This is a genomic window from Pseudomonas azerbaijanorientalis (assembly GCF_019139795.1).
GTDB classification, from domain to species: Bacteria; Pseudomonadota; Gammaproteobacteria; order Pseudomonadales; family Pseudomonadaceae; genus Aquipseudomonas; species Aquipseudomonas laurylsulfatiphila.
The window spans coordinates 4,482,927-4,508,737 of sequence record NZ_CP077078.1 but is presented as its reverse complement, the minus strand read 5'-3'; the positions used below and the strand labels follow the sequence as shown (position 1 = coordinate 4,508,737).

Annotated in this window: 24 protein-coding genes and 1 tRNA gene; 13 read left to right on the top strand and 12 right to left on the bottom strand. The window is 59.5% G+C overall.

From position 1 onward, the window contains the following. Positions 1 to 303 precede the first annotated feature (303 nt). From KSS91_RS19985 to KSS91_RS19975, 3 genes are all read left to right on the top strand, one after another. Positions 304 to 1,509 carry an acetyl-CoA C-acetyltransferase gene (locus tag KSS91_RS19985; RefSeq protein ID WP_217835893.1) on the top strand — a complete coding sequence of 402 codons (1,206 nt, stop codon included), beginning with the start codon at positions 304 to 306 and terminating at the stop codon, positions 1,507 to 1,509. Positions 1,510 to 1,533: 24 nt separating this feature from the next. Further along, on the top strand, positions 1,534 to 3,678 hold the full coding sequence (locus tag KSS91_RS19980) for a 3-hydroxyacyl-CoA dehydrogenase NAD-binding domain-containing protein (RefSeq protein WP_217835892.1): 2,145 nt from the start codon (positions 1,534 to 1,536) through the stop codon (positions 3,676 to 3,678). A 95-nt stretch (positions 3,679 to 3,773) separates the two neighbouring features. Continuing rightward, positions 3,774 to 4,502, top strand: a complete 729-nt coding sequence (locus tag KSS91_RS19975; protein WP_217835891.1) for an amidotransferase — start codon at positions 3,774 to 3,776, stop codon at positions 4,500 to 4,502. 146 nt (positions 4,503 to 4,648) lie between these two features. On the opposite strand, the gene KSS91_RS19970 is transcribed toward KSS91_RS19975, so the two are convergent. The 3 genes from KSS91_RS19970 to KSS91_RS19960 all read right to left on the bottom strand — a co-directional run bounded on the left by KSS91_RS19970 (position 4,649) and on the right by KSS91_RS19960 (position 7,410). Beyond that, positions 4,649 to 5,620, bottom strand: coding sequence for a magnesium and cobalt transport protein CorA (locus KSS91_RS19970; RefSeq protein ID WP_217835890.1), 972 nt, complete (start codon positions 5,618 to 5,620; stop codon positions 4,649 to 4,651). Between the two features lie 163 nt (positions 5,621 to 5,783). Next, the gene (locus KSS91_RS19965; RefSeq protein ID WP_217835889.1) at positions 5,784 to 6,506 is read right to left on the bottom strand and encodes a lysophospholipid acyltransferase family protein; all 723 of its coding nucleotides are present in this window, start codon (positions 6,504 to 6,506) and stop codon (positions 5,784 to 5,786) included. A gap of 214 nt (positions 6,507 to 6,720) precedes the next feature. Beyond that, positions 6,721 to 7,410: a crotonase/enoyl-CoA hydratase family protein gene (locus KSS91_RS19960; protein WP_217835888.1), complete on the bottom strand. Its 690-nt coding sequence runs from the start codon at positions 7,408 to 7,410 to the stop codon at positions 6,721 to 6,723. A 308-nt stretch (positions 7,411 to 7,718) separates the two neighbouring features. Between KSS91_RS19960 and KSS91_RS19955 the strand changes: the two genes are divergently transcribed. Beyond that, positions 7,719 to 7,808 (top strand) — tRNA-Ser (locus KSS91_RS19955). Positions 7,809 to 7,900: 92 nt separating this feature from the next. Here the strand turns inward: KSS91_RS19955 and KSS91_RS19950 are convergent. Beyond that, positions 7,901 to 8,482 (bottom strand): hypothetical protein, encoded by a 582-nt coding sequence (locus KSS91_RS19950; protein WP_015096088.1) that lies wholly within the window; start codon positions 8,480 to 8,482, stop codon positions 7,901 to 7,903. A 301-nt stretch (positions 8,483 to 8,783) separates the two neighbouring features. Between KSS91_RS19950 and KSS91_RS19945 the strand changes: the two genes are divergently transcribed. The 6 genes from KSS91_RS19945 (at position 8,784) to KSS91_RS19920 (ending at position 11,226) form a co-directional block, all read left to right on the top strand. Further along, positions 8,784 to 9,104: a YbjQ family protein gene (locus KSS91_RS19945; RefSeq protein WP_015096087.1), complete on the top strand. Its 321-nt coding sequence runs from the start codon at positions 8,784 to 8,786 to the stop codon at positions 9,102 to 9,104. 144 nt (positions 9,105 to 9,248) lie between these two features. Further along, entirely contained in the window at positions 9,249 to 9,437 is a 189-nt protein-coding gene (locus tag KSS91_RS19940; RefSeq protein WP_033047548.1) for a hypothetical protein, read from the top strand. A gap of 309 nt (positions 9,438 to 9,746) precedes the next feature. After that, positions 9,747 to 10,115 carry a hypothetical protein gene (locus tag KSS91_RS19935; protein WP_015096085.1) on the top strand — a complete coding sequence of 123 codons (369 nt, stop codon included), beginning with the start codon at positions 9,747 to 9,749 and terminating at the stop codon, positions 10,113 to 10,115. 112 nt (positions 10,116 to 10,227) lie between these two features. Then, positions 10,228 to 10,695, top strand: coding sequence for a glycine zipper domain-containing protein (locus KSS91_RS19930; RefSeq protein ID WP_126046556.1), 468 nt, complete (start codon positions 10,228 to 10,230; stop codon positions 10,693 to 10,695). A gap of 16 nt (positions 10,696 to 10,711) precedes the next feature. Further along, the gene (locus KSS91_RS19925) at positions 10,712 to 10,894 is read left to right on the top strand and encodes a hypothetical protein (protein ID WP_015096083.1); all 183 of its coding nucleotides are present in this window, start codon (positions 10,712 to 10,714) and stop codon (positions 10,892 to 10,894) included. Positions 10,895 to 11,001: 107 nt separating this feature from the next. Then, entirely contained in the window at positions 11,002 to 11,226 is a 225-nt protein-coding gene (locus tag KSS91_RS19920; RefSeq protein ID WP_217835887.1) for a hypothetical protein, read from the top strand. On the opposite strand, the gene KSS91_RS19915 is transcribed toward KSS91_RS19920, so the two are convergent. Further along, complete coding sequence (locus KSS91_RS19915; protein ID WP_217835886.1) at positions 11,207 to 14,428, bottom strand: RHS repeat-associated core domain-containing protein; 3,222 nt, start codon at positions 14,426 to 14,428, stop codon at positions 11,207 to 11,209. The genes KSS91_RS19920 and KSS91_RS19915 overlap by 20 nt on opposite strands. A 247-nt stretch (positions 14,429 to 14,675) precedes the next feature. On the opposite strand from KSS91_RS19915, the gene KSS91_RS19910 reads away from it, so the two are divergent. After that, entirely contained in the window at positions 14,676 to 15,371 is a 696-nt protein-coding gene (locus KSS91_RS19910; protein WP_217835885.1) for an HAD-IA family hydrolase, read from the top strand. 119 nt (positions 15,372 to 15,490) lie between these two features. Here the strand turns inward: KSS91_RS19910 and KSS91_RS19905 are convergent, their stop codons facing one another. After that, a complete protein-coding gene (locus tag KSS91_RS19905) occupies positions 15,491 to 16,237 on the bottom strand; it encodes a 3-oxoacyl-ACP reductase family protein (RefSeq protein ID WP_015096079.1) in 747 nt (248 codons plus the stop codon). Between the two features lie 124 nt (positions 16,238 to 16,361). On the opposite strand from KSS91_RS19905, the gene KSS91_RS19900 reads away from it, so the two are divergent. Continuing rightward, entirely contained in the window at positions 16,362 to 17,285 is a 924-nt protein-coding gene (locus KSS91_RS19900) for a LysR family transcriptional regulator (protein WP_217835884.1), read from the top strand. A gap of 132 nt (positions 17,286 to 17,417) precedes the next feature. Here the strand turns inward: KSS91_RS19900 and KSS91_RS19895 are convergent, their stop codons facing one another. The 3 genes from KSS91_RS19895 to KSS91_RS19885 form a co-directional block, all read right to left on the bottom strand. Then, positions 17,418 to 18,146 (bottom strand): aspartate/glutamate racemase family protein, encoded by a 729-nt coding sequence (locus KSS91_RS19895; protein WP_217835883.1) that lies wholly within the window; start codon positions 18,144 to 18,146, stop codon positions 17,418 to 17,420. A 56-nt stretch (positions 18,147 to 18,202) separates the two neighbouring features. Beyond that, positions 18,203 to 19,744 carry an NCS1 family nucleobase:cation symporter-1 gene (locus KSS91_RS19890; RefSeq protein WP_217835882.1) on the bottom strand — a complete coding sequence of 514 codons (1,542 nt, stop codon included), beginning with the start codon at positions 19,742 to 19,744 and terminating at the stop codon, positions 18,203 to 18,205. A 567-nt stretch (positions 19,745 to 20,311) separates the two neighbouring features. Beyond that, positions 20,312 to 21,052, bottom strand: a complete 741-nt coding sequence (locus KSS91_RS19885) for a phosphoadenylyl-sulfate reductase (protein WP_217835881.1) — start codon at positions 21,050 to 21,052, stop codon at positions 20,312 to 20,314. 173 nt (positions 21,053 to 21,225) lie between these two features. Here KSS91_RS19885 and thrH point away from each other — a divergent pair, with 173 nt between their 5' ends. Beyond that, a complete protein-coding gene (gene thrH, locus KSS91_RS19880) occupies positions 21,226 to 21,843 on the top strand; it encodes a bifunctional phosphoserine phosphatase/homoserine phosphotransferase ThrH (RefSeq protein WP_095965141.1) in 618 nt (205 codons plus the stop codon). A 106-nt stretch (positions 21,844 to 21,949) separates the two neighbouring features. On the opposite strand, the gene pabB is transcribed toward thrH, so the two are convergent. The 3 genes from pabB to KSS91_RS19865 form a co-directional block, all read right to left on the bottom strand. Beyond that, on the bottom strand, positions 21,950 to 23,293 hold the full coding sequence (pabB, locus tag KSS91_RS19875) for an aminodeoxychorismate synthase component I (protein WP_217835880.1): 1,344 nt from the start codon (positions 23,291 to 23,293) through the stop codon (positions 21,950 to 21,952). Between the two features lie 426 nt (positions 23,294 to 23,719). Then, entirely contained in the window at positions 23,720 to 24,619 is a 900-nt protein-coding gene (locus tag KSS91_RS19870) for a DMT family transporter (RefSeq protein WP_217835879.1), read from the bottom strand. A 90-nt stretch (positions 24,620 to 24,709) separates the two neighbouring features. Further along, positions 24,710 to 25,789 carry an SDR family oxidoreductase gene (locus KSS91_RS19865; RefSeq protein ID WP_015094157.1) on the bottom strand — a complete coding sequence of 360 codons (1,080 nt, stop codon included), beginning with the start codon at positions 25,787 to 25,789 and terminating at the stop codon, positions 24,710 to 24,712. Positions 25,790 to 25,811: the final 22 nt, after the last annotated feature.

Genomic DNA, 25,811 nt, shown 5'->3' with positions numbered 1-25,811 from the left:
CAAAACCCGACGACAACTTCGTACAAGTTCACCTTAGAGCCCGCGCAGCGCTTGGTTTAGATCCATTTCGTATGGTGTTGTCACGATTTGCTTTAAAAAAGGTATGAGGCCTATTGCCAGCTTCTTTGCCGCCCGTTGGCTAGACAGCTTGGTGTCCTGAATCGGTTAATCCGGTCGTTCACGACCGTCCGTCTGAGCGTGTGCGTCAACATCTGTGAGCGCTGCGGTCATTGAATCAAACGCGGCTCGGGCCAAGAGTGAGCGCTCTGCTTTTACTCTCCTGCACTGCGGTTCGAGGACGTCATGACCCAAGCATTGATTTTCGACGCATTACGCACGCCCCGTGGCAAAGGCAAGGCCGACGGCGCCTTGCACAGTGTCAAGCCGGTGAACCTGGTGGCCGGTTTGCTCACCGCGCTGCAGCAGCGCACGGCGCTGGACACCAGCCAGGTCGATGACGTGGTGCTCGGCTGCGTGACGCCGATTGGCGATCAAGGTTCTGACATCGCCAAGACCGCCGCCCAGGTGGCCGATTGGGATGTCAGTGTGGCGGGGGTACAAATCAACCGTTTCTGCGCTTCGGGGCTGGAGGCGGTCAACCTCGGCGCAATGAAAGTGCGTTCCGGCTTCGAGGATCTGGTGGTGGTCGGTGGTGTCGAGTCGATGTCACGGGTGCCAATGGGTAGCGATGGCGGCGCCTGGGCGCTGGACCCGGCGACCAATCTGCACAGCCATTTCACGCCGCAAGGGGTGGGTGCCGACCTGATCGCCACCCTTGAAGGCTTCAGCCGTCAGGACGTCGATGCCTACGCCCTGCATTCCCAGCAGAAGGCAGCGCGGGCGCGGGCCGATGGTTCGTTCAACAAGTCGCTGGTGCCGGTGCAGGACCAGAACGGCATCATTCTGCTCGATCATGATGAGTTCATCCGCGCCGAATCGACCCTGGAAGGTCTGGGCAAGCTCAAGCCGAGTTTCGAGATGATGGGGCAGATGGGGTTCGATGCCACCGCGCTGCGGGTCTACAGCCATGTCGAACGGATCAATCATGTTCACACCCCGGGCAACAGCTCCGGGATTGTCGATGGCGCGGCGCTGATGCTCATCGGCTCCGAAGCCAAGGGCCGGGAGTTGGGGCTGCAGCCCCGGGCGCGGATTGTCGCCACGGCGGTCACCAGTACCGACCCGACCATCATGCTCACCGGTCCCGCGCCGGCGACCCGCAAGGCGTTGGCCAAGGCCGGGCTGCGGGTCGAAGACATCGACCTGTTCGAGGTCAACGAGGCGTTCGCTTCGGTGGTGTTGAAATTCATCAAGGACATGGCGGTCGACCCGGACAAGGTCAATGTCAACGGCGGTTCCATCGCCATGGGCCACCCACTGGGCGCCACCGGTTGCGCCATTCTCGGCACGCTGCTGGATGAACTGGAAGCCCGACGCTTGCGTTATGGCCTCGCGACCCTGTGTGTCGGCGGCGGCATGGGCATTACCACCATCATCGAACGCCTCTGAGCCCGGACTTCAAGGAACCCCGTTATGAGCGAAGCCATTCGTTACGAAAAAGACCAGGACCGCATTGTCGTCCTGACCATCGACCTGCCGGACCAGAGCGCCAACACCATGAACGCGGTGTATCGCCAGGCCATGGCCGACTGCGTCGCGCGCCTGGTGGGCGACAAGGACAACATCGCCGGTGTGATCATCACTTCGGCCAAGAAAACCTTCTTTGCCGGTGGCGACCTCAATGAATTGATCAAGGTCGGCAAGCCCGAAGCCAAAGCCTTCTACGACATGGTGCTGACCCTCAAGGGGCAGTTGCGCACCCTGGAAACCCTGGGCAAACCGGTGGTTGCGGCGATCAACGGCGCGGCACTCGGCGGCGGCTGGGAAATCTGCCTGGCCTGCCACCATCGGGTGGCGCTGGATAATCCTGCGGTGCAACTCGGCCTGCCGGAAGTCACCCTCGGCCTGCTGCCGGGCGGTGGTGGCGTGGTGCGCATGGTGCGTATGCTCGGGATCGAAAAAGCCCTGCCGTACCTGCTGGAAGGCAAGAAGGTGAGGCCGCAACAGGCATTGCAGGCAGGTTTGATCGACGCCTTGGCGACCGACCGCGAAGATCTGTTGGCCAAGTCGCGGGCGTGGATTCTCGCCAACCCGGTGGCGGTACAACGCTGGGATGTGAAGGGCTACCAGATTCCGGGCGGTACACCGTCAAGCCCGAAAGTCGCCCAGATGCTGGCGATTGCCCCGTCTATCCTGCGCAGCAAAACCCAGGGCACGATGCCCGCGCCGGAGAAAATCCTCTGCGCAGCGGTCGAGGGCGCGCAGGTGGATTTCGACACCGCGCACCTGATCGAAACCCGCTACTTTACCGAACTGACCACCGGCCAGGTCTCGAAAAACCTGATCGGCACGTTCTGGTTCCAGCTCAACGAAATCAATGCCGGCGGCTCGCGACCTCAAGGTTTTGCGCCTTATGTCACCCGCAAGGTCGGCGTGCTCGGCGCCGGGATGATGGGCGCCGGTATTGCGTTTGTCAGCGCGTCGGCGGGTATCGATGTGGTACTCAAGGACGTCAACCTCGCCGCAGCCGAGAAGGGCAAGGCGCATTCGGCAGCGCTGCTGGACAAGAAAGTCGGCCGCGGACAAATGAGCATCGAGCAACGTGACGCGGTGCTGGCGCGCATTCAAACCACTGAAAACGATGCTGACCTGGCTGGTTGCGACCTGATCATCGAGGCGGTGTTCGAGGATCGTGACCTGAAGGCCAAAGTCTCGTTGGCCGCGCAGAAGGTCGTCGGTACGGACGCGGTGATCGCGTCCAACACCTCGACCTTGCCGATCAGCGGCCTGGCGTGCGCCGTGCCCGATCAGAGCAAGTTCATCGGCCTGCATTTTTTCAGCCCCGTGGAAAAAATGCCGCTGGTGGAAATCATCAAGGGTGCCAATACCAGCGACGAAACCCTGGCCCGCGGATTCGATTACGTCCTGCAAATCAGGAAGACCCCGATTGTGGTCAACGACAGCCGCGGTTTCTTCACGTCGCGGGTGTTCGGCACCTTCACCAACGAAGGCATTGCCATGCTGGGCGAAGGTGTGAACGCGGCGATGATCGAGACTGAAGCACGCAAGGCCGGCATGCCTGTAGGACCGCTGGCGATCTCTGATGAAGTTTCCCTCAGCCTGATGAGCCATATCCGCCTGCAAACGGCCAAGGACCTGCAAGCAGAAGGCAAGCCACTGACAGAACATCCTGCGTTTGCCGTCATCGACTTGCTGCTCAATGAGTTCAAGCGTCCGGGCAAGGCTGCCGGTGGAGGTTTCTACGAGTATCCGGCGGGCGGCCAGAAACACCTGTGGCCGGAGTTGAAAAAACGCTTCGAGAAAGCCGACGGGCAGATTTCGCCAGTGGATGTGCGTGATCGCCTGCTGTTCGTGCAAGCCATCGAAACCGTGCGTTGTGTGGAGGAGGGCGTGTTGACCTCGACGGCGGACGCCAACGTCGGCTCGATCTTCGGCATCGGTTTCGCCGCCTGGACCGGCGGTGCACTGCAGTTCATCAACCAGTATGGCGTACAGGACTTTGTCGCCCGCGCCCAGTACCTGGCCAAGCAGTATGGCGAACGGTTCGCGCCGCCTGCACTGCTCCTGGAAAAAGCGGCAAAAGGGGAGGCCTTCTAAGGGCGCGATGACACATTTCGGGGCTTGCCTTGTTACCGTGTTTCGAGGCAGGCTCTGGGGTGTGCATTATTCCCATCACGTGTCAGGTATTTTTTATGTCGTTACGCATCTGCATTCTGGAAACCGACCACCTGCGTCCGGAATTGGTTGACCAATATCAGGGCTACGGGCAGATGTTCAAACACCTGTTTTCGCAGCAGCCGATTGCCGCCGAGTTCACCGTCTACAACGTGGTGCAGGGTGAATACCCAAGCGACGACCTGACATTCGACGCCTACCTGGTGACGGGCAGCAAGGCCGACTCCTTCGGCACCGACCCGTGGATCGAAACCCTCAAGAAGTACCTGTTGACCCGCTACGAGCGTGGCGACAAGTTGCTCGGCGTCTGCTTCGGTCATCAGTTGCTGGCATTGCTGCTCGGTGGCAAGAGTGAGCGTGCGAGCCAGGGTTGGGGTGTCGGCACCCACAACTACAAACTGGCTGCCAAGGCGCCATGGATGAGCCCGGTGCGCGAGGAGCTGACACTGCTGATCAGCCACCAGGATCAAGTCACGTCGCTGCCGGAGAACGCCACGGTCATCGCCTCCAGCGATTTCTGCCCCTATGCCGCCTATCACATCAACGATCAGGTGCTGTGCTTCCAGGGGCATCCGGAATTCATCCACGACTACTCCCGCGCCTTGCTGGAGATTCGTCAGGATGCGCTGGGCCAGCAGATTTACTCCAAAGGCATTGCGAGCCTGGAGCAGGAGCACCACGGCACCACGGTTGCTGAATGGATGATGCGGTTTGTCGCGCACAAGCCGGCCGCTGTCAAAGGCTGAAAACATCGCGAGCAAGCTCGCTCCCACAGTGGATCTTCGGTGTTGCAGAGATCAATGTGGGAGCGAGCCTGCTCGCGAAGGTCGTGAACGATAGCGCGTTGAACCAGGTACACAGCGGCGCCCCTGGATTTTTCGCGAGCTCGCTCTTACAACCAGCCGGACCTCTTGAAACTGGCCCACAATCCCACGCATCCCACCGTAATAAACCCCAGCACCCCGAAATAGCCGTAGTGCCAGCCCAACTCCGGCATGTTCTGGAAGTTCATCCCGTAAATCCCCGCCACCGCCGTCGGAAAGGCCAGAATCGCCGCCCAGGCCGCAAACTTGCGTTGCACCACGCTCTGGCGAGAGGCCTCCAGCAGCACCCCGACCTCAATCGTCTGGCTGGCAATATCCGCCAGGGTTGTCAGGTCTTCCATCTGCCGCGTTACATGGATCTGCACATCGCGAAAGTACGGACGCATGTTCTTGTCAATGAACGGGAAGCTCAGCTTTTGCAGTTCTTCGCCAATCTCCACCATCGGCGCCGCGTAACGACGCAGGCGCAAGACATCCCGACGCAAGCCATGAAGTTTCTGAATGTCATGCTCATTCAGCGCACTGCACAGCACGTTGTGTTCCAGCTCATCGATTTCAGCATGGATGGCTTCACCCATTGGCTGGTAGTTTTCGATGACGAAGTCGAGGATGGCGTAAAGTACGAAATCTTCTCCGTGCTCCAGCAGAATCGGACGTGCCTCACAGCGCTGTCGGACATAGGCGTAGGAAGCCGAATGGCCATTGCGTGCGGTAATGATGTAACCCTTGCCCGCAAAGATATGTGTTTCGATGAACTCGAGCTTGCCTTCATTACGAATCGGCGAGTAGGTAACGATGAACAGCGCATCGCCGAAGGTTTCCAGCTTCGGCCGACTGTGCTTTTCCAGGGCGTCTTCAATGGCCAGTTCGTGCAGGTTGAACTGACGTTGCAGGTTGTAGAGTTCCTCGGCATTCGGCTCTTCCAGGCCGATCCAGACAAAGTGCCCGGGCTTTGCCGCCCAGGCTGCGCCTTCGTCGAGGGTGATATTGGTGACTTTCTTACCGGCGCTATAAACCGCAGCAGCAACAACTCTACCCATGATGGTGATTCACTTCTTCTTGGCCGCTTTCAATTGGCAACAAATGCAATGGCAGTGTCGATCAGCTTAGCCTCGCGAGGGTTTGAGAGTCAGTTAAATCTGCCGAGTTCGCCGGTAAAGTCTCGCAGGCAAAAGAAAACCCGCACCAGGCGGGTTTTCTTGTTCAGGCGGCTTGCAGTTGCCGGTCCATCGACTCGATGCATTCACGCATCTGCTCGCGGCACTGGGCAATCAACATGGGCATGTCGTCCAGGCTCAATCCGGCGGTAGGAATCGCCGGCAACGAGCGAATCAGGATTTTCCCGCTGCGCCAGCGGTTCAATTGCATGTGTTTGACGTAACTGCTGACACACACCGGCACGATGGGTACCCCGGCGGCAATGGCCATCTGGAATGCGCCTTTCTTGAAGGGGAGCAACTCCTCACCCAGGTTGCGCGTGCCTTCCGGGAATACCCAGATCGAAGTGTCTTTGTTTTGCAGGGTGTGGGTGGTGGTCAACATCGACTTGCGCGCCTTTTGCGCATTGCCGCGGTCGATCAGCACATTGCCGGCCAGCCAGAACAACTGCCCGAACAGTGGCACCCATTTCAGGCTCTTTTTGCCTATGCACACTGTACGGCGGGGCACCACGTTGCCAAACACAAACAAGTCATAGTTGGACTGGTGATTGGCGATGATCACGCAGCTGTCAGGTTTATCCATCAAAGGCCCGACATCGGTCTTCACCCGCAAACGCAAAATACACATGGCCGGCCACGCATACAGGCGTGCGCACAGGCGGCTGTTGTCCGGGTTGAAAGGCCGGCACAGGCCGAGGATTACACCCAGCACACCCGCCACGATAAAATGCATGCCCATCAATGACATACGGAACAAAAACAGCATTTACAGGCCCCACCGGGACAAAAGGTGGCGCAGTGTACGGATGTGCACTGTTTTCGGCAATTGCTGCCAGAGTAGTGAGAGATAGCCGATGTTTGTGCTGATGTTTCCGACCAATTGGTCAGATGCGGTCTAGAGCGGTTACAGATGTTTAACCAGGACAGATACGAAAAAGCCCGACACGACGGTCGGGCTCTTCGTTGCAGCAGATCAGGGCTTAACCCAAATGCTCCTGGTCCTGGATGATCGCGTTGTCCAGGGCTTCCAGCAGTGCTTTGCGCACTTTCAATTTGGTGTTCTTGTGCGCGGTCATGTTGATCTTCTTCAACTGACGAGCCGCCGCCAGTGCCGTGCCTTGCAGTTCTTCCGCCGACACCACGACATCCAGGAAACCGGCAGCCACGGCGCCTTGTGGATTGAACATCTCACCGTTGACCACCGAGCGCTGAAGCGCCACTTTGTTCAGGCGGTCACGGGCAATCTCGATGCCCGCGTGGTGCATGGTCATGCCGATCTGCACTTCGTTCAGGCCAATGCTGAACGGACCGTCTACGCCGATGCGATAGTCGGCCGACAACAGCAGGAACGCACCCTTGGCCACCGCATGCCCCGGGCACGCCACGATCACCGGGAAGGGGTGCGACAGCAGGCGGCGGGCCAGGGTCGAGCCGGAGGTCACCAGTGCCACGGCTTCTCTAGGACCGGCCGTCATCACCTTCAAGTCATAACCGCCAGAGAGAATGCCCGGCTGCCCGGTAATGATCACCACCGCACGATCAGTCACCGCCTGATCCAGCGCAGCGTTGAATTCGGCAATCACATCCGGGGAGATGGCATTGACCTTGCCATTGCTCAAGGTCAGGGTCGCGATACCGTCTTCGAGATGGTAGGAAATCAACTCACTCATGACGCTATTCCTTTCAATAAAGTTGGGCAGACGTTACCCACCGCCGCAGGCCAGGTAAAGCGCCGTGACTGACCCGCCAGTCACCCTTTGCCTGCCCGCCAGGCGCAGCCCGCCGCGCCTGCTGCGCATTCCCCTCTATATAGATGAGGGTACGAAGCCGGAGATTGGCCGGTTTGCCATGGCCCAGAGGGCGCGCAAACGCTGAATCGCGTTAACCGCATGAAAATTCTGAAAAAAATGTTTGCCATCGGAAAAGCTTTCGACTACATTAGCGCGCCTCGACAGACAGAACATGTTTGAAGAGATACGGTGAAGTGTCCGAGTGGCTTAAGGAGCACGCCTGGAAAGTGTGTATACAGGAAACTGTATCGAGAGTTCGAATCTCTCCTTCACCGCCACATTCTGAAAACCCCCGCAAGCTTACGGTTTGCGGGGGTTTTTCTTTTTCAGTTGTGCCAATCAATACATCCCGCCACTTCCCGAGTCTCCGCTACGTCAGCTCAAACCGCTCTTGCGCATAGTCCTTACCTGCCAGGGTAAGTTCAAAAATGGTGGCGCCGAAAGTACCCCGTGTCACTTTTTGATTCACAAGACGTTTAGCCTGGAGTTGCTTCAGACCCTCTTCCACTTCAAGCTTGCTGAGTGAGACCAGTTTGCAAATCGAGTCCAGGTTTGCAACTTTTCTGAAGTTTGCGTGATAGGCCAAAGCTTCCATCAGCAGCGTTTGGTTATCTGTCAACTGTGGAAACTGTGGGTTGTTCTTTTTGTAAATTTTTCGCTCTATCTCATGTAGCTCGCTGTAGGCTCCCTCATTGCCGCGGTAGTAGATCACTAAAGTCAGGGTGCTGACGAAAGCCACGATAATCGTCAGTAGTGACCAATTCGGCATTGGCGTTTCCAGCTGAAGCCAACTCCATGTACGTAGCAGCCAGCCCTTGGTCTCAGCCAACAACGTCAGCTCGAAGTAAGTGTCGAGCAGCTTTGTGGCAATGATCAAGGCTATAAGGAAGCCTGTGGCCGAGTAGGCCATAGCCTTGCAAGTGAACGGGGAATGATTGCCTTCTGCCGCCATGCTGATGGTCTCAAGTGCAGGGAACCGATTTTTTCAGCATAGCAGCAGGGCACTCTGGCATTGGCCACGCAAGCAGTGAACAAGGCGAGCCGGCTGTTAGACTGTCCGGATTCTTCGAATGGAATCGACATCATGCTCCATCCTCCGCAAGTTTTCGTGGCACAGCCAGGTTCATAGCGACTGTGCCGATGGTCATCGTTCGTTACGCATTACACCCGGTGACCAGCAACTCGGCCAATGATCCCGTGACTTTGCCGGCGTTTGATGCGCTGGCTGAATATCTGAACAGGAATAAACAGCAATGATCACCACCACAACCCACTCCATTGAAGGCCGGCAAATTACCGCCTACCTGGACATCGTCAGCGCCGAGTCAGTGCAAGGGATCAACGTTGTTCGTGACGTATTTGCCGGGATGCGCGACATTTTCGGCGGGCGCTCCCAGACGCTGGAGCGAGCGTTGAAGGAAGCACGCATTCAGGCCACCGATGAGATCAAGGAGCGGGCGCGGGCGCTTCAGGCGGACGCGGTGGTGGGGCTTGACTATGAGATCAGCATGCCGGCCGGCAAGGGCGGGATGGTCGTCGTGTTTGTGACCGGGACAGCGGTCAAGTTGCGATGAGGGATCGCGGCCATTCGTCGGTCACATGGAAATTCGAACGGACAGTCCATTAGTGACCAGCTAGTCTCAAAAGCCTTGGCGGTCGATATTTTTCAGGCAAAGGGCTTGCCGGTGTCGATCCCGCTCTTTGAAAGGGGTGAAGAAATGGCTGATCCGTATATCGAGGACGATGGCGCAGAGTTTCCGATCAACAATTGCGTGCAGTGTGGCCAGACCCAGTATGTGGCCAGTTTCGGCGAAGACCAGACAGAGGTCGACAAGATCAAGACCAGGGCGTGCCGGGTCCTGAAGGGCAAGTTCCTGCCCAAGGTGACAGCACCGGTCAGGAAGTAGACGAACGCAGGCAGACCCCGTCATTGAACGGGGTTTTTCATGTCTGAAAGGTTTTCATGACAAGTTCTTTAAAGTGGGGATCTTTCACAAACTTTTCACAACAGCTGCCGTAGTCTCGACTTATCCGTTAGAAAGCAACACCTGGCCCGTTTCCCCAGCGGGCTTTTTTTTGCCCGTCGTAAAACCTTTTCCAAAATAGCTGTCCAACCGTCGCCAATCGCGAAGTTGGACCGGCGTGCTGGACTCTATCCGCGCAAAAGCATTCAATCTCGCCCCTTTTGTGTACCCCTATTTTTTGAGGTTTTTGTCATGCGTTTAACACTGCCTGCTCTGGTTCTGGGGCTTCTGGTTGCTCAAGGTGCAATGGCCGGTGACGGTACTGCCGCACTGGGTGGTGGCTTGGGCGGCGCATTGGGTAACGTGGTCGGCCAGAAGATGGGCGGCAGCACTGGCGCAGTGATCGGTGCGGGCGTTGCTGGCGCGGCGGGCAGCGCAGTTGCCGCCAAAAAAGGTCATCGCACCAGCGCTGCAATCGGTGGCGGTGTCGGCGCAGCCGGTGGTTCGGTGATCGGTAAAAGCCTGGGTGGCAAGTCCGGTGCCACCATCGGCGCAGGCCTGGGCGGTGCATTGGGCGGCGGCGTAGGCAGCAACCTGGCCAACGGTCACAAGCGTCACTGATGCTGATCCAGATTTGAAACAGCCCGGCTTGATGCCGGGCTTTTTCATATATGAACGATTCCCGCCGCAGCGGCTCAAATCTTCCATACCCCTGAAGAATGCGAGGCGTGCCATGAACTCCAAAACCGACGGCAAACAGAACGCAAGCCCGATGACTCGACGATTGATGTTGCCTGCGATTGTTTTTGGATTGCTGCTTTCCCAGGTAGCGCTGGCAGGCGGTAATGGAGATGCCGCGGTGGGCGGTGGTCTCGGTGGAGTGCTGGGCAACGTGGTTGGTGGCCAGGTGGGTGGCAGTACTGGCGCAGCGATTGGTGCAGGTGTCGGCGGAGCGGCCGGTAGTGCCGTTGCCGCACCCAAGAACAATCGCACCGAAGCGGCGGTAGGCGGTGGTTTGGGCGCGGCGGGCGGATCGGTGGTCGGCAACAGTCTTGGCGGTTCGACCGGATCGGCCATCGGTGCCGGCCTTGGCGGTGCAGCCGGCGGTGCGATCGGCAATGATCTGGGGGATGACAGTGGCCGATCCCATTCCGGTGGCGGCCATAAACACTCGAACAAGCACCACAAAAAGCATCACTGATTGAGTGAGGCATACCATGACTCTGGAATCCGAAGGCACGGAAGACAAAGACCCAAGTGGACAGCCATCCATCAACGATCCCGGCAATGAAGATCCAGGGTCGCTGATGGATGATGCGACGGTGCCACTTAACGATGCTGATGACGCAGGCGATGTGGGAAATATCGAGTTTGATGATGAGGAAGAGGACGAGGACTGATTGAGCCCTGTTGCCGCATCAACCGATCGTCTACCTGGTCGAACGCGTCCATCGCGCAGTCCTCGATATGCCATGACCTGCTCTTGAGGTCAGATGAGAGGTGCGATATGAACACTGATCCAAAGGCCTTCGACGTTGATGAAACTCCGGAATATCCGCTGCCGTCACCTACCGACTCCTTGAGCCGCGACCAACGACCGCCGGACGATGATGCCGGCGTGGAGCAAGTGCCGAGCGACGAGAGCGACGAGAATGTCGAGGCAGATCCGCACGATCGCGGCGATGCAGATACCGAAGGTGCGGGAGAGCCGGCTACTTCGAAGCGGCGGTGAGGATGTCCGGGACTTGAGTGCTTCCTGAAGGAATCGATCCGAGGGGATCGCCCGATCCCAGCGGATCCACCCACCCCGTCGGGTTGCGGGTGTACCGATACGGGTTCAACCCAGCGCCCGGCCTGAGCGGATCCGGCGTCAGAAAACGACCGAAGTCCGGATGGTAATAGCGATGCCGGTTGTAGTGCAGTCCACTCTCAGCGTCGAAGTATTGCCCCTGAAACCGTAAGGGTTGTTCGAGCCATTCGCGACTCGATTTGCGGAGTTTGCCGTGGGCGGTGTATTTGGCCGACCAGACGATCGCACCGCCGTGGCCGGTCAGTTCCTGCGGGGTGCCGAGGTGGTCGAGTTGAAAGTAGTAGGCGCAGGCTTGTGCCCGGCCTTTGCCGTCGAGCAGCGCCAGCGGGCGGAAGCTACCGGGCTCGCCGGGCTCGCTGCACTCGTAGATGTAGCTGCGGTAGTGCCGGGGGCCGCTTTCGGCGATCAGCCGGTCGTCTTGCCAGAAGTATTGCGTGGTGTAGCCTTCAACCGTTTTCTGAACGCGCCGACCGAAAGCGTCGTAGCGATAGCTGACAATTTTACCGTCCGGGGGGCTGACGCCGATCAGGCGGTGCTGGCTGTCGTAGGCGTATTCGGTCACCAGGGGCGGCAGGCCGCGGCGTTCGCGGATCAGATTGCCGAAGGCGTCGTAGTCGTAGTAGCTGCCGTCATTGCCACTGCCACTGCGCTGCAGGCGGTTGCCCTGGAAAACACACGGGCCGGGACGCTCGTGGATCAGCAGGTTACCGGCCGGGTCGTGGGTGAAGTGCTCTGCGCACTGGTTGCGGGCGTGATATACGCCGGTCAGGCGGTCGAGTGCATCGTATTGATAGCGGCGTGAACCGTGGCGGCTGTCGGTAACCTTCAAGAGGTTGCCCTTGGCGCTGTAGGCATACTCACGGCGGCACAGCGGTCGTTGTTTTTGGCTGATGACATGGGCCTGCAAACGGCCTTGCTCGTCGTAGGCGTAATCGCTGAGCAGAAGGCCCTGTTGGCGCTGCTGTTCGCGCCCGCCGACAATACGATGGCGGGTCAGGGGTGTACCGTTGAGGTCGATGGCCGTGAGGGCGCCTCCCTTGGCGTGGTGGTAGACGAGGATACAGGCGTCGGGCAGGTGCAGGCACTTGAGCCGACCACAGACGTCGTAGTCGTAACGCAGGGTGCCCCAGCCCTGATGCTCGGTGATCAGTCGGTCCTGAAGGTCGTACTCGAACTGCAACGGAGAATCCCGGCCGTCATCGACGCTGACCAGTCGCCCGAGCGTGTCGTAGCGGTACTCGACCCGGACCCCATCGGGCAAGGTTTTGACCCGTAACCGCCCGGCGCTGTCACGCTGATAGCCGGTAACCAGCTGCGAACCTTCGTCGCCAAACTCGGTTTTCTTCAGCAATTGGCCTTTGGCGTCGTAGCTGTAGGTGGTACGACGTCCATCGAAGGCGGTTTCCTGTCGGATCAATCCTCCCGGGGTGTAGTCCAGACGGTAAGTGTCGCCCACCTCGTTTTCAATCTCGGTCAGCAACAATTGCGCATGGTCGTAGCGGTACTTCAGCGCGCTGCCGTCGGGGTTGATCCGACGGCTGATCAAATGCAGGTCGTCGGCGTATTCGTAACGGGTTACCCGTCCCAGTTCGTCGGTCTCGGCGGTGATCCGACCGTAGGCGTTGTAGCGCCAGGCACGGCAGGCGCCCGTGGGCAACGTGGTCCGGCTCAGTCGACCCACGGAGTCCCACTCATAACGGGTGATGGCACCGTGTTCGTTCTGCCCGGTAATCCTCCGCCCCAACGCATCGTAGGAAAAAATGCGCTGAGAACCATCGGGCAAGGTTTCTTCCAGCAATTGCCCCAGGACGCTCCAGACAAACCGGTGAATGCTCTGGTCTGGAAAGCGGATCGTCAGCAAGCGCCCCAGCGAGTCGTAGGAATAGTGGGTGGTTTGTCCGTCGGGATCGGTGACGGCAGTGATGTCTCCCTGGGCATTGCGCTGGTAGCTCCACGTCGCCTGAGCGCGGGTGCGGGCGTGCAGGAAACCGTGGCGATACTTGTAGGACGTGGGCGCCTCATCCGGCGCAAGCAGCGCGCTCAGTCGACGGGCTTCGTCATAATGGTATTGGGTGACGGCACCGAGGGTGTCCTGCTCGAAAATCAATCGACCCAGATTGTCGTAGGCCTTGTGCTGTTCGCCGCCGTCCAGCCCGATGTGGCGCACCAGTCGCGCGTATGGGTCATGAACGTAAACCTCTTGGCTGCCGTTGGCGTTGTTCACCGTCACGGTGCCTTGATCGTCCCAGACGTAACGCGCCTCCATCTGCGCAAACGAGGCCCAATGATGGACGCAACGGGCGGTTTTGCCGGAGCGTTCCCACGCCCAGAAGAAACTCGCGCCGCCCGCCAGTTGCCGTTGCAGGATCACGTGCTGCTCGTCGTAGTCATAACGCTCGCTTTCACCTGCGGCGTTGGTCACCTCGACCAAACGCTGGCGGGCGTCGTAGCGGTAGTTGGCCAGTGTCTGTTCGGTGCGCCAGGTGTACGCCTTGGGCCCGCAGCGCTGAAACACCTGATAGTCGACGGCCACCAGGTGCTTGAGGTCATAACGCAGCAGCAAGGCACGATCAGCGCCGTTGTCCAGGCGCTGAATCCGCTCAAGGTCGTCCCGATGTACCGTCAGGCGATTGTCGTAGGCGTCACTGATCGCGATCAGTCGGCCATCGCGGAAATGAAAAAAGCGTGCCGCGTCGCCAGCCTGGGCGAGGATCAGTTCGCCCGGTTCTTCGCCGAGGTAAATCGTCGCCCGCGACAGTCTGTTACGGATCAGTGGGCGCGCCGTCGTCGGCCATGGAAATGGCGTGCGGCGGTTTTCGGCGTCGATCCACAGCACCTGCTCGCCGTGGAATTCCAGATGCTGTGACAGCGAATGCTGCCAGCCGAAACCGAGCCCGTTGTCGAGTTCGACGGTACGGGAGCGATAGAGGCGGGTGAAGTCGAACGGCAAGTTCCCGTCGAGGGTGCCGTCCGTGAGGGCCAGCGAAACTTCACCGGTGACCATCGACACCGGACCGTTTTGGGGGGCGGTGCGCTCGATGGTATCGATACTGGCGGCGAACCTGTGTGCCTGTGTCAGGGAGCCGCTGGCGGGACATGCCAATACCTTTTGGGGATCGAACATCTGCAGACTTTCGCTTGGCGGAATGTAGGACCTGAGACTCTGCGGAGGATCTTCCAGGAAAGAAGTCGGGTAAGTTGGCGTTTGATGTAGGGCGAATCGCTAAATCACGAGAGCCATTCGGCGTGGATCGGGATTTCATCATTGCTCTGAGACAGCCACGCTCGTTATGCTGCTGAATCCTTTAATCCATTCGGGGGCGGGCCTCACCTGCGCCGTCCGGGATGCCTTGGAAAACGGATCAGATGCGATGAATGCACCGCTGAAAACATTCGGCCCGATCAAGGCCGTGATTTTCGATATGGACGGCTTGCTGCTGGATACGGAGGGCATCTACACCGAAGTCACGTCCATCATCGCCGCGCGTTATGGCCGAACGTTCGACTGGAGCATCAAGCAGAACATCATTGGCCGGGGCGCAGGGGATCTGGCGCGCTATGTGGTTGAAGCGCTCGACCTGCCGATTACCGCCGAAGAGTTTCTGGTGATCCGCGAGCCGCTGATGCGCGAGCGCTTTCCTACAGCGCAGGCGATGCCTGGCGCACAGGAACTGGTACGGCATCTGAAGGCCAACAACATTCCCATTGCCGTGGGTACCAGTTCATCGAGCCAGTCGTTTGGTCAGAAAACCACCCTGCACCGCGACTGGTTCACCTTGTTCGACTTCATCGTCACCGCCGATGACCCCGAGGTGGGGGCAGCCAAACCGGCGCCGGATATTTTCCTGACGGCGGCGCGGCGTCTGGGCGTCGCGCCCGAGGATTGCCTGGTGTTCGAGGATTCGCCCTTCGGTGTCACCGCGGCGAAAGCGGCAGGGATGACGGCGATTGCGATTCCGGATGCGGCAATGGCCGACGCCAGGTACGCACACGCCGATGGCATTCTTCGTACGTTGAAGGCGTTCGAGCCGGACGCCTTTGGTTTGCCTGCGCTTGAGTGGGTCTGACAAAGGAAAGTGTGGGAGCGGGCTTGCTCGCGAAGGCGGTGTGTCATTCGACATTGAGGTGACTGACACTCCGCCTTCGCGAGCAAGCCCGCTCCCACATTTGCTTTGCGTTCAACGCATCAGGCGCCGAAACCACCGTCGATGGTCAGGCTGGCCCCGGTGATGTAACCCGCTTCCGGGCTGACGAGGTAGGCGACGAAGCTGGCGATCTCTTCAGCCTTGCCGTACCGGCCCACGGCCATCAACGGGATCAGGCTCTCCGCAAAGTCACCCTCGGCCGGGTTCATGTCGGTGTCGACGGGACCCGGCTGCACGTTATTGATGGTGATGCCTTGCGGGCCGAGGTCACGGGCCAGGCCTTTGGTCAGGCCCACCAGTGCCGATTTGCTCATGGCGTACGGGCCGCCACCGGCAAAGGGCATGCGATCGGCGTTGGTGCTGCCGATGTTGATGATGCGACCGCCTTCGGTCATGTGCCTGGCGGCGGCTTGGGTGGCAATGAACACGCTGCGTACGTTGATGGCCAGGGTCTGGTCGAAGTCTTCGAGTTTAAAGTCGGCCAGTGGTGCGACGGCCAGCACGCCTGCATTGTTGACCAGGATATCCAGGCGACCGAAGGCTTCCACCGTGGCGGACACGGCGCCGCGGATCGCGTCGGCGTCGGCGCTGTCGGCCTTGATGGCCAGGGCCTTGCCACCCTTGGCGGTGATGCTGTGTTGCAACTCTTCGGCTTTGGCTGTCGAGCTGACATAAGTGAAGGCAACGGTCGCGCCTTCAGCGGCCAGGCGCTTGACGATGGCTGCACCGATACCGCGGGAACCACCTTGAATCAATGCCACTTTGCCGCTGAGGTTCTGAGTAGTCATGTCGATCTCCAAGTCCCGAGGCGAGATGTCCCGGTTGATGGAGGCTAGTATCGATTCAGGATTACGAGCTGTGTAGACCATAATTGCGATAGTCTGTGTAAACCAAAAGTTTATAGTGGCGCCTATGGAAACCTTCAGCAGTATCGAATGCTTTGTGCGCAGCGCCGAGGTCGGCAGCTTCGCCGAAGCGGCGCGACGCTTGAGCCTGACGCCAGCGGCGGTGGGCAAGAGCGTTGCCAAGCTTGAGGCGCGTCTGGGCGTCAGATTGTTTCAGCGCAGCACGCGCAGCCTGACGCTGACCGAGGCCGGTCAGTTGTTTCTCGGCGAAGTCAGCACCAGCCTGCACACCATCCAGAATGCCGTGGCCAACCTCGCCAGCGCCGGTGGGCAGCCAGCGGGTACGTTGAAGGTCAGCATGGGGACGGTATTCGGTTGCCTGTACATAGTGCCGATGCTCGGCGAGTTTCTGCGGCGATTCCCGGCGATCAACCCGGACTGGCACTTCGACAACCGCCAGGTCGATCTGATCGGGCAGGGGTTCGACGCGGCAATCGGCGGCGGCTTCGAATTACCCCAGGGCGTAGTCGCGCGCAAGCTGAGTCCGGCGCATCGGGTACTGGTGGCTTCGCCGGATTACCTGGCGGTACATGCGTCAATCACCGAGCCGGACGACCTCAAGCACCACGACGGAATTCTGATCCGCTCGCCGCAAACCGGTCGCGTGCGCTCCTGGCAGTTGACCCACCGCAATCAGCAACACAGCCCGTTGACGCTCAAGGCGCGGATGACCATGAGCGACTCCGAGGCCGCCTGCGTCGCCGCCGAACAAGGTCTGGGCATTGCGCTGGTGAGTATGCCGTTCGCCTCGGGTTACCTGGAGGCGGGCAGGTTGCAGCGGGTGTTGCCGGACTGGTACATCGACGACGGCTACACCTCTATCTATTACACCGAACACAAACTGCTGCCCGGCAAGACCCGGGTGTTTGTCGATTTCATCATCGAGCAGTTTGCCGAGCGGGGGTTGGGGCAGAGGTTCAGTGCGGTTTGAGGCAGGCTCGGGACCGAGGCGTGGCCATCGCGGGCAAGCCACGCTCCCACAGGTATTGCTTCGTTCTCATCACCGCGATACGACGCAGAACCTGTGGGAGCGAGGCTTGCCCGCGATGAACGATAACGCGGTCTACCGGGCAAACCGCCCCGGCCAGCCAATGATGTTTTTCGGCCGCGGCGTCGCATAGGTCCGCACCTTCGAGGTCGACAGTCCCAACCGCACCAGCGACTCGGCAATGGTCACCGCCGCCGTCACCCCATCCACCACCGGTACCCCGGTACGCCGGCGAATCTGCTCGTCCAGCCCGGCCATGCCGCCGCAACCGAGGCAAATCACTTCGGCCTTGTCCTGGGTGACCGCCAGTTCGGCCTGGTGCACGATGGCTTCCAGTGCGCGTTGCGGTTCGTGTTCCAGTTCCAGCACCGCCAGGCCACTGGCCCGAACCGAGGCGCAACGGTCCCACAGGCCCGAGAGCTTGAGGCGGTCTTCGATCAGCGGCACCGTGCGGTCGAGGGTGGTGACCACGCAATAGGCGTGACCGAGAAACATCGCCGTGCTGGCGGCGGCATCGGTGATGTCCACCACCGGCACGTTGAGCAGTTCCTGCAAGCCTTCGCGGCCGTGCTCGCCGTAGCCGGCCTGGATTACCGCGTCGAATGGCTGGTCGTAGGACATCACCCGGTCCATGACCGCGATGGCCGCCAGGTAACTTTCGAAATTGCCTTCGATGGAGTCGGCGCCGAAGTGCGGGGTTAGGCCGACGATTTCCGTGCCGGGTGAGGCCACGGCCTGCGCCGAGCGGGCGATGGCCTGGGTGATGGATTCGGTGGTGTTGACGTTGACCACGAGAATACGCATGGGGAGTCCTTATTGCGGATGGTTCTGCGGCCCGACTTTGCCGGGCCGCCATGGAGTCAATGGCTGACGTTTTCGACCGCGATGGTTTCGCCGCTGACATCGGCGTAGTGCGGCTGTCGCTTGGCGATGATCAGGTAGAGCATTCCGGCGATGCCGGCACCAATCAGCCAGGAGAACGGCGACACGCTGTGGAACCCCGGCACCAGGGCCAGGACGATGGCGATCAGGGCGGCGGGAATGAACGCCGCCACGGCGCGCAAATTGACCCCGCGGCTGTAGTAATAAGGACCGTTGGGGTCTTCGCTGTACAACTGCGGCACGTTGACCTGGCTTTTTCGTACCAGCCAGTAGTCGACCATGATCACGCCGTACAACGGGCCGAGCAGGGCACCGAGGCCGGACAGGAAGTAAACGATCACCAGCGGACTGTCGTAGAGGTTCCACGGCAGGATCAGCACGGCGATGGTCGCGCTGATCAGTCCGGCGCGACGGAACGTCAGGTATTTCGGCGCCAGGTTACTGAGGACGAACGCCGGGGCGACGAAGTTGGCCATGATGTTCACCGCCACGGTGACGATCAGGAACGCCAGGCAACCGAGTACCAGGAAGAAGGTGTTGGGGATCGAGGCGATGATTTCGGTCGGGCTTTCGATGATCCGGCCGTTGATCTGAAACTGCGCGCCGCACAGCAGGACAGTGATGCTGGCGAACACCAGAATATTCACCGGCAAGCCCCAGAAATTTCCGACCTTGATGGTCTTGCGGCACGGTGAAGAGCGGGCGAAGTCGCAGAAATTGAGGATCAAGGTACCGTAGATCGCCAGCCACAGTGCGCCACCGGCAAAGATATTGCGCCACATCTCGCCACCGGTCAGCGGCTCACGGATCGACCAGGCAATGGTCGCGTTGGCCTGCAAGTACATCCACGCGGCGAGGGCGGCAACGGTCAGCAGAATCACCGGGCCGGCGAACGCCTCGTAGCGCCGCACCATCTCCATGCCATAGGCAAGGATCGCCAGTTGCACGAACCAGATCGCGACAAAACACACCCAGCCCAGGGTCGACAGGCCGAGGATCGAGTTGTGGTCGTAGTCGGCGAACCCGGGATGGATCGCCGTCAACAGCACACGGAAAACGACGGACGCGAGGTACGTCTGAATTCCGAACCAGGCGATGGCGATCACGGCGCGGATCAACGCAGGAATCTGCGCCCCATGAATACCGAAACTGATCCGGCTGATGACCGGAAACGGCACCCCGGTTTTCTGGCCCATGTAGCCAGACAGGTTCATGAAGAAGTAAACCAGCGCCGCACCGATCCCCAGGGACAACAGGATCTGCCAGCCGCCCAGGCCCAAGGCATACAGGCCGATGGCAAAGGAGTAGTTGGCAATGTTGTGAACGTCATTGGTCCACAGGGCAAAGATGCTGTAGCGACCCCAGCGCCGGCCTTCGGCCTTGGTCGGTGCCAGGTCCTTGTTGTGCAGTCGAGGACTGAGCACCACGGGGGAGTCCTGCGCCTGATTGTCGGCGGTGTGGGTAGATTGGGGGGAGGGTAGATCCAGAGCGATATTGTTATTGGAGAGACTGGTACGCATTCCGGCAGGCTCCTGATGCTCGACGCCGCGATGACTGTGCATGAGCCTTGGCTCGACAAATCTTCGTCGCGGGTGGCGAATATCATTGGTTACGGGGCATCTGCAGCCTGTACGGGATAGGGCGCTTCAGGCTTGCGGATCTAAAGTGTGTGTATGTTTTGAATTGATTGTATACAAAACATGTATGCACTTAAGCCAGATCCATGCCAGTCGAACGTTCTATGAACGGCGCCGTTCATTTCGTTTTGTTATGGTTTTTCGCCAACTTATTGAAAAATTGACAATATAAATTGACCGCTTGAACAGGTATTTATTTTGAATGGGGGATTCAGGAGGGCGTGGCGGCGCACGTCAGGGGGGAGGAATGTAACTTTCTGGGGCGCAGAAACTAAAAGTGCACACACAAATGGCACCTATGGTGACAGTCGTGTGTACACACTTTTTGAAGCTGCAGATAACACTGTAGGAGCGAGCCTGCTCGCGATGGTCGTCAACGATGACGCGGGGTGCCTGATACCCCGCTGCGTTCTCGGGTTCATCGCGAGCAGGCTCGCTCCTACAGTGGGTTTACGCTTTGGACTTGCTGATGATATTCCCCGCGTGCAACCCGCATTCCTTCTGCGTCGCTTCTTCCCACCACCAGCGGCCTTCGCGCTCATGCTGGTTCGGCAATACCGGGCGGGTGCAGGGTTCGCAGCCGATGCTGATGAAACCGCGTTCGTGCAGGCTGTTGTAAGGCAGCTCCAGCATGCGGATGTAACCCCAGATCTCTTCGCTGGTCATTTGCGCCAGCGGGTTGAACTTGTACAGGGTGCGTTCCGCGGTGGAGAACGCGGTGTCGATTTCCATTACTGCGACGGCGCTTCGAGTGCCTGGGCTCTGGTCCCGACGCTGGCCGGTGGCCCAGGCTTTCACGCCGGAGAGCTTGCGGCGCAGCGGTTCGATCTTGCGGATGCCGCAGCATTCGCCATGTCCGTCCTTGTAGAAGCTGAACAGGCCTTTTTCCTTCACGAAGGGTTCGAGTTTCGTGTAGTCCGGCGACACCAGCTCGATGTCGATCTTGTAGTGCTCGCGTACCTGATCGATGAAGCGGTAGGTCTCGGGGTGCAAGCGGCCGGTGTCGAGGCTGAACACCTTGACGTTCTTGTTCAGCTTCCTGGCCATGTCCACCAGCACCACGTCCTCGGCGCCGCTGAAAGATATCCACAGGTCATCGCCGAACTCGGCAAACGCGAGTTTCAGGATGTCCTGGGCGGATTTGTTGGCATAGGTCGTGGCGAGTTCCACGACGTCGAACGTTGGGCTCATCAGGGCGGCTTCCTACAGGTCGGTGGCGCTGGGCGCTCTATATAGGGCCGATGGTAACAAAAAGCTGCATGGGCCGGGGCATCCTCTGCGTTGCGCAGGCAGGCCCTAGCCGCTAGAGTTCGGCAATCTTTTTGCTCGCTCGACTCAATAATCAATACAAATGGGAGTGTCTTGTGGAAATTGCCTGTCTGGATCTTGAAGGTGTGCTGGTCCCGGAAATCTGGATCGCCTTCGCCGAAAAAACCGGGATCGAATCCCTCAGGGCCACCACCCGGGACATTCCCGACTACGACGTGCTGATGAAGCAACGCCTGCGGATTCTCGACGAGCACGGCCTGAAGCTTTCCGACATTCAGGAAGTGATCGCCACGCTCAAGCCACTGGACGGCGCCATCGAGTTCGTCGACTGGCTGCGCGAGCGCTTCCAGGTGGTGATCCTGTCGGACACCTTCTATGAGTTCTCCCAGCCGTTGATGCGCCAACTGGGCTTCCCGACCTTGCTCTGCCATCGTCTGATTACCGACGACAGCGGGCGAGTCACGGGCTATCAACTGCGTCAGAAAGATCCAAAGCGCCAGTCGGTCCTGGCCTTCAAGAGCCTTTACTACCGGGTTATCGCGGCGGGGGATTCCTACAACGACACCACGATGCTGGGCGAGGCCGATGCCGGGATCCTGTTCCATGCGCCGGATAACGTGATCGCCGAGTTCCCGCAGTTCCCGGCGGTGCATACGTTTGAAGAGCTCAAGCAAGAGTTCATCAAGGCTTCGAACCGCCCCCTGACCTTGTAAGCCGACCCCCCTGTAGGAGCGAGCATGCTCGCGATGAACCCGAGAGCGCCGCGGGGTGTCAGGTACCCCGCGTCATCGTTGACGTCCATCGCGAGCATGCTCGCTCCTACAGGTTTTGCAGGGTATCGAGCAGGATTTTCACCTTGGTGATCGACTCCTGATACTCAGCCTGCCACTCCGAATCCGCGACTATCCCGCCGCCGCCCCAGCAACACACCTGCCCGTCCTTGACCAGCAAACTGCGGATGGCGATGGAGCTGTCCATCTCGCCGCGCACGTCCAGGTACAACAACGAACCGCAATACAGGCCGCGTCGGGTCGGCTCCAGTTCGTCGATGATCTGCATAGCGCGAATCTTTGGCGCGCCAGTGATCGAACCGCCAGGGAAGCTGCCGGCGATCAGGTCCAGAGCGTCGCGATCATCCGCCAGTTCACCGGTGACGCTGCTCACCAGGTGATGCACGTTCGGATAACTTTCCAGGCTGAACAACTCCGGTACCCGGACCGAGCCGATGCGGCAGGTCCGGCCGAGATCGTTGCGCAGCAGGTCGACGATCATCAGGTTTTCCGCGCGATCCTTGGGGCTGGCCAGCAGTTCGGCGGCATTCGCGGCGTCTTGCCCAGGCGTCTGGCCCCGAGGCCGAGTGCCCTTGATCGGGCGGGTTTCCACATGGCGCTGGCTGACTTTGACGAAGCGTTCCGGCGACAGGCTGAGTACGGCATCGCCGTCAGGCAAGCTCTGGAATCCGGAAAAAGGCGTCGGGCACGCTTCACGCAAGGCGCAATAGGCGGCCCACGAATCACCTTGGCAGGGCGCGCGAAACCGTTGGGCGAAATTGACCTGGTAACAGTCACCGGCCTGAATGTACTGCTGGATGCGCTCGATGGCCTGTTGATACTCATCAGCGCTCAAGTCGGCGGTCATCGGGGTGAGCAGTTTGAAGGGCGCGATCGCTTCAGGTGCCGGTTGGCTGAACAGCCCGATCAGGCGCTGACGCTCGCTGTCGGGCAGGGTCGGGTGGAACACCAACTGGCTGGTCAGCGCCAGGTGATCGCTGACCAATGCCCAGTCGTACAGGCCGAAACGCGCGTCGGGCAGATGCAGGTCGTCACTGGCCCGGCTCGGCAGGCGCTCCAGATGTCGGCCGAAGTCGTAACTCAGGTAGCCGATCAACCCACCGGCAAACGGCAACTCATAAGGTGCCGGCAAAGTGGCTTCGCTCAGGCGTGTCAGGTTATCGCGCAGGCGTTGCAGGAAAGCCTCGCCACTTTCGTCGGGCGATACCGTCAGTTGTTCCAGCGGCCAGGCGCTGAGCAGGTCATAGCGGCCGCGGTCGGCGCTGGGGCGGCCGCTGTCGAGCAGCACGGCGCCGGGGGCATGGCGAATCGCCGCGAAATATTGGGCGGGGTTGGCGCGATAGGGCAGCGGGTGTACGGAGCAGGTCAACATGGGCGGAGGAGATCAGCCATCGAGGCGGGGTGGCGATTGTAGTCCCCTCGGGGAATTGCTCCTAGAGGGGATGTCGGGGATTGGCAGATTACGAGCGGCTGCGGGAAACCTGTGGTGAGGGGCTTGTCGAAATGCCGCACCACCCCGTGAGCGTTTAGCCCAATTTTTCTCGCCAGGTGAATGTCCTCTTTTGGCCGATTCTGTTGAAAAAGTCGGACTGCCCAAACTGCCTGATCATTTACTGGCGAAAACGCCTTTTTCGTACGCTGCTACGTGAAATCCGAGTCCGGAAGCCCTCTGCCAAAAGTAACTTTTCGGATGCGCAAACCATGGCCGACTTTTTCAACACAATCGGCCAGAGGCTGTCAGTCGCTCAAAACACTTAAAAACCACTGATTGCTAAAGTAACCAGGATCCGAAAATAGCTCACTCGGTCGAAGGGACGGATGCTTTGCTGCCCAAGCGAATCAGTTCATTGGAGAAACACAGGCCGACGATGATCAGTGCCGCTCCCGCGTACAGGCTTTCGCGCGGTACTTCATTGAGCGCCACAAACGCCAGCAGCGCGGCGAACAGTGGCTCGGTCAGCTCCAGCGCTTGCACTTGGGAAGGCTTGAGATACTCGATGGCCTTGGTGGTGCAGAAGAAGCCCAGGATTGTCGGCAGCGTGGCCAGTGCCAGCAGCGCGGCGATCGCCAGCGGCGACAACTCGCCCATCGCGAAACCATCGGCCGCAGCCGGCATCAACAGGTACAGGCTGCCAAAGAACAACAATTGTCGGGTGAAATGCAGCCCCCCCGACACACCCATACGCTTCATGGCAACCGAAAAGGCCCCATAGCCGCAGCCGGCCATGGAGGCGAGCGCAGCACCTTGCAGGGTAAAGCCCTGCTGCAGGTCGCCGCCGAAGATCACCGAGATCCCGGCGATTGCCAGTGCGGCGCCAACGGTAGCATTCGCGGTGATGGCATCCTTGAGTAAAATGCGCCCCAGAATGATCGAGGAAATTGAGGCACTGGCCATCAGTACCACCACCACACCTGCCGCAGCGTAGTGTCGATAGGCGGACGTTTCGAAATGGAACAGCACAAAGATGCCAAGGAATGCGCAGATAGCCGCCTGAGTCCATTTGATCGACGGCGCCGGGCGCTTGAGGAAAAACAGTAGGATCGAGAGAAGCACGCAACCCAGTACAGTCTTGATGACAGCGACACTGCTGGCGGTGAAACCATTACTCATGAGTACTTTGCTGAGTACACCGATCGTTGCGTTCAGTGCCGCAGCGCAGAGTGCAAATATGACGCCTTTGCTGAAAGTAGATTGCATTGTTGACGATCCCTGTCGCTGAATTGTCGTTCGATAGAATGCCGCCCTGCATCGACGGCGCAAAGTTTGCGGATAGCCCCAAGGGAGCAGTCAGAGGGCCTGGCCCTTGGCTATGCAATATGAGTTGACGAACGTTGCCGTGTGCTGCAAAGACTGACGTATATCCGGTTTGGCTATTCCATGCCTGTTGGCAAATTGCCCGACCGCCGTTGTATCAAAACGAGTGGTCTGGATAAAGTCCAGGGCTTCGGGTTTTGTATTCAAAAAACGCGCAACGGGAGGAATACTCAGTAGCAACTTCAGCAAGCGCAGTGGAATGTAATGCTTGGGAGACTTTAAGCCCAACGGTTGTGCCACCTGTACCAGCAGTTCTCGCAAGTTGGGAGTCTGGTCATCGAGCGCCAGCAGTTCCTGGCCCGCCATGGCAGGATCAAAAGCACAAACCGCCACCAGTTCGACCAGGTAATCCACGGTAACCAGTGGCAGCCAGTGCTCGGCGGTACCGGGCACTGCAGTCAGCTTTCCCAGCACAAGGTTGCGTATCAGCTCCACCAGCGGCTGACCGTCAAGGATATGCCCCGTGCGGCTGTGGCCACAAACCGTCGCAGGGTGGACAACGGTAATCTCCCCGCCCTTGGCGGACATGACCTCCAGGGTCGCAAAATGCGCCTCCAGCTTGCTCCCCTCGTAACCACCGACACGTCGGTAGACAGCAGGCCAGTTCGTCAGCTCCGGGTAACGAGGGTCAATTCCGATGCGTTGCAGATGTTCATGATTTTTCAGCATGTAGCCGCCGATCATCACTAACCGGCTTTTTTGCTCAGCCGCCAACAGCGCCACGCGCTTTGCCCCTTCCACATTCACCGCACGAGAATGCTCCACGGAAAGCCCCCATGCGAAGTGGGCGCCTAAGTGGAATATGACTCTGGCGCGCCTTAATACTTCTCGGTCAGGAAGGCTCAGCCCGAGGTTGTCCCGTTCCAGATCGCCAGCCACGGCAAACACCCGGGTCGCGCAGCCTCCCAAATTGTCGACTTGCTCGCGCAATGCAGCCAGTCGCTCTGGGCGCCGCATCAACACCCGAATGGTGTGACCTTTTGCACTCAGGTACGCCACCAAATGTTGACCGATAAAGCCGGTACCCCCCGTGACAAAGCACTCCACGCTCATTTCCCTGCTCCTTGTTCAAGGT

Coding starts and splice junctions, on each gene's coding strand:
- KSS91_RS19915 (WP_217835886.1), bottom strand. CDS start 14,428: ATGTTCGATCCCCAAAAGGTATTGGCATGTCCCGCCAGCGGCTCCCTG.
- KSS91_RS19895 (WP_217835883.1), bottom strand. CDS start 18,146: ATGCGTATTCTCGTGGTCAACGTCAACACCACCGAATCCATCACCCAG.
- KSS91_RS19920 (WP_217835887.1), top strand. CDS start 11,002: ATGAACACTGATCCAAAGGCCTTCGACGTTGATGAAACTCCGGAATAT.
- KSS91_RS19930 (WP_126046556.1), top strand. CDS start 10,228: ATGAACTCCAAAACCGACGGCAAACAGAACGCAAGCCCGATGACTCGA.
- KSS91_RS19985 (WP_217835893.1), top strand. CDS start 304: ATGACCCAAGCATTGATTTTCGACGCATTACGCACGCCCCGTGGCAAA.
- KSS91_RS19950 (WP_015096088.1), bottom strand. CDS start 8,482: ATGGCGGCAGAAGGCAATCATTCCCCGTTCACTTGCAAGGCTATGGCC.
- KSS91_RS19910 (WP_217835885.1), top strand. CDS start 14,676: ATGAATGCACCGCTGAAAACATTCGGCCCGATCAAGGCCGTGATTTTC.
- KSS91_RS19970 (WP_217835890.1), bottom strand. CDS start 5,620: ATGGGTAGAGTTGTTGCTGCTGCGGTTTATAGCGCCGGTAAGAAAGTC.
- KSS91_RS19870 (WP_217835879.1), bottom strand. CDS start 24,619: ATGCAATCTACTTTCAGCAAAGGCGTCATATTTGCACTCTGCGCTGCG.
- KSS91_RS19885 (WP_217835881.1), bottom strand. CDS start 21,052: ATGAGCCCAACGTTCGACGTCGTGGAACTCGCCACGACCTATGCCAAC.
- KSS91_RS19890 (WP_217835882.1), bottom strand. CDS start 19,744: ATGCGTACCAGTCTCTCCAATAACAATATCGCTCTGGATCTACCCTCC.
- KSS91_RS19965 (WP_217835889.1), bottom strand. CDS start 6,506: ATGCTGTTTTTGTTCCGTATGTCATTGATGGGCATGCATTTTATCGTG.
- KSS91_RS19975 (WP_217835891.1), top strand. CDS start 3,774: ATGTCGTTACGCATCTGCATTCTGGAAACCGACCACCTGCGTCCGGAA.
- KSS91_RS19900 (WP_217835884.1), top strand. CDS start 16,362: ATGGAAACCTTCAGCAGTATCGAATGCTTTGTGCGCAGCGCCGAGGTC.
- KSS91_RS19945 (WP_015096087.1), top strand. CDS start 8,784: ATGATCACCACCACAACCCACTCCATTGAAGGCCGGCAAATTACCGCC.
- KSS91_RS19935 (WP_015096085.1), top strand. CDS start 9,747: ATGCGTTTAACACTGCCTGCTCTGGTTCTGGGGCTTCTGGTTGCTCAA.
- KSS91_RS19960 (WP_217835888.1), bottom strand. CDS start 7,410: ATGAGTGAGTTGATTTCCTACCATCTCGAAGACGGTATCGCGACCCTG.
- KSS91_RS19925 (WP_015096083.1), top strand. CDS start 10,712: ATGACTCTGGAATCCGAAGGCACGGAAGACAAAGACCCAAGTGGACAG.
- KSS91_RS19865 (WP_015094157.1), bottom strand. CDS start 25,789: ATGAGCGTGGAGTGCTTTGTCACGGGGGGTACCGGCTTTATCGGTCAA.
- KSS91_RS19980 (WP_217835892.1), top strand. CDS start 1,534: ATGAGCGAAGCCATTCGTTACGAAAAAGACCAGGACCGCATTGTCGTC.
- KSS91_RS19905 (WP_015096079.1), bottom strand. CDS start 16,237: ATGACTACTCAGAACCTCAGCGGCAAAGTGGCATTGATTCAAGGTGGT.
- pabB (WP_217835880.1), bottom strand. CDS start 23,293: ATGTTGACCTGCTCCGTACACCCGCTGCCCTATCGCGCCAACCCCGCC.
- KSS91_RS19940 (WP_033047548.1), top strand. CDS start 9,249: ATGGCTGATCCGTATATCGAGGACGATGGCGCAGAGTTTCCGATCAAC.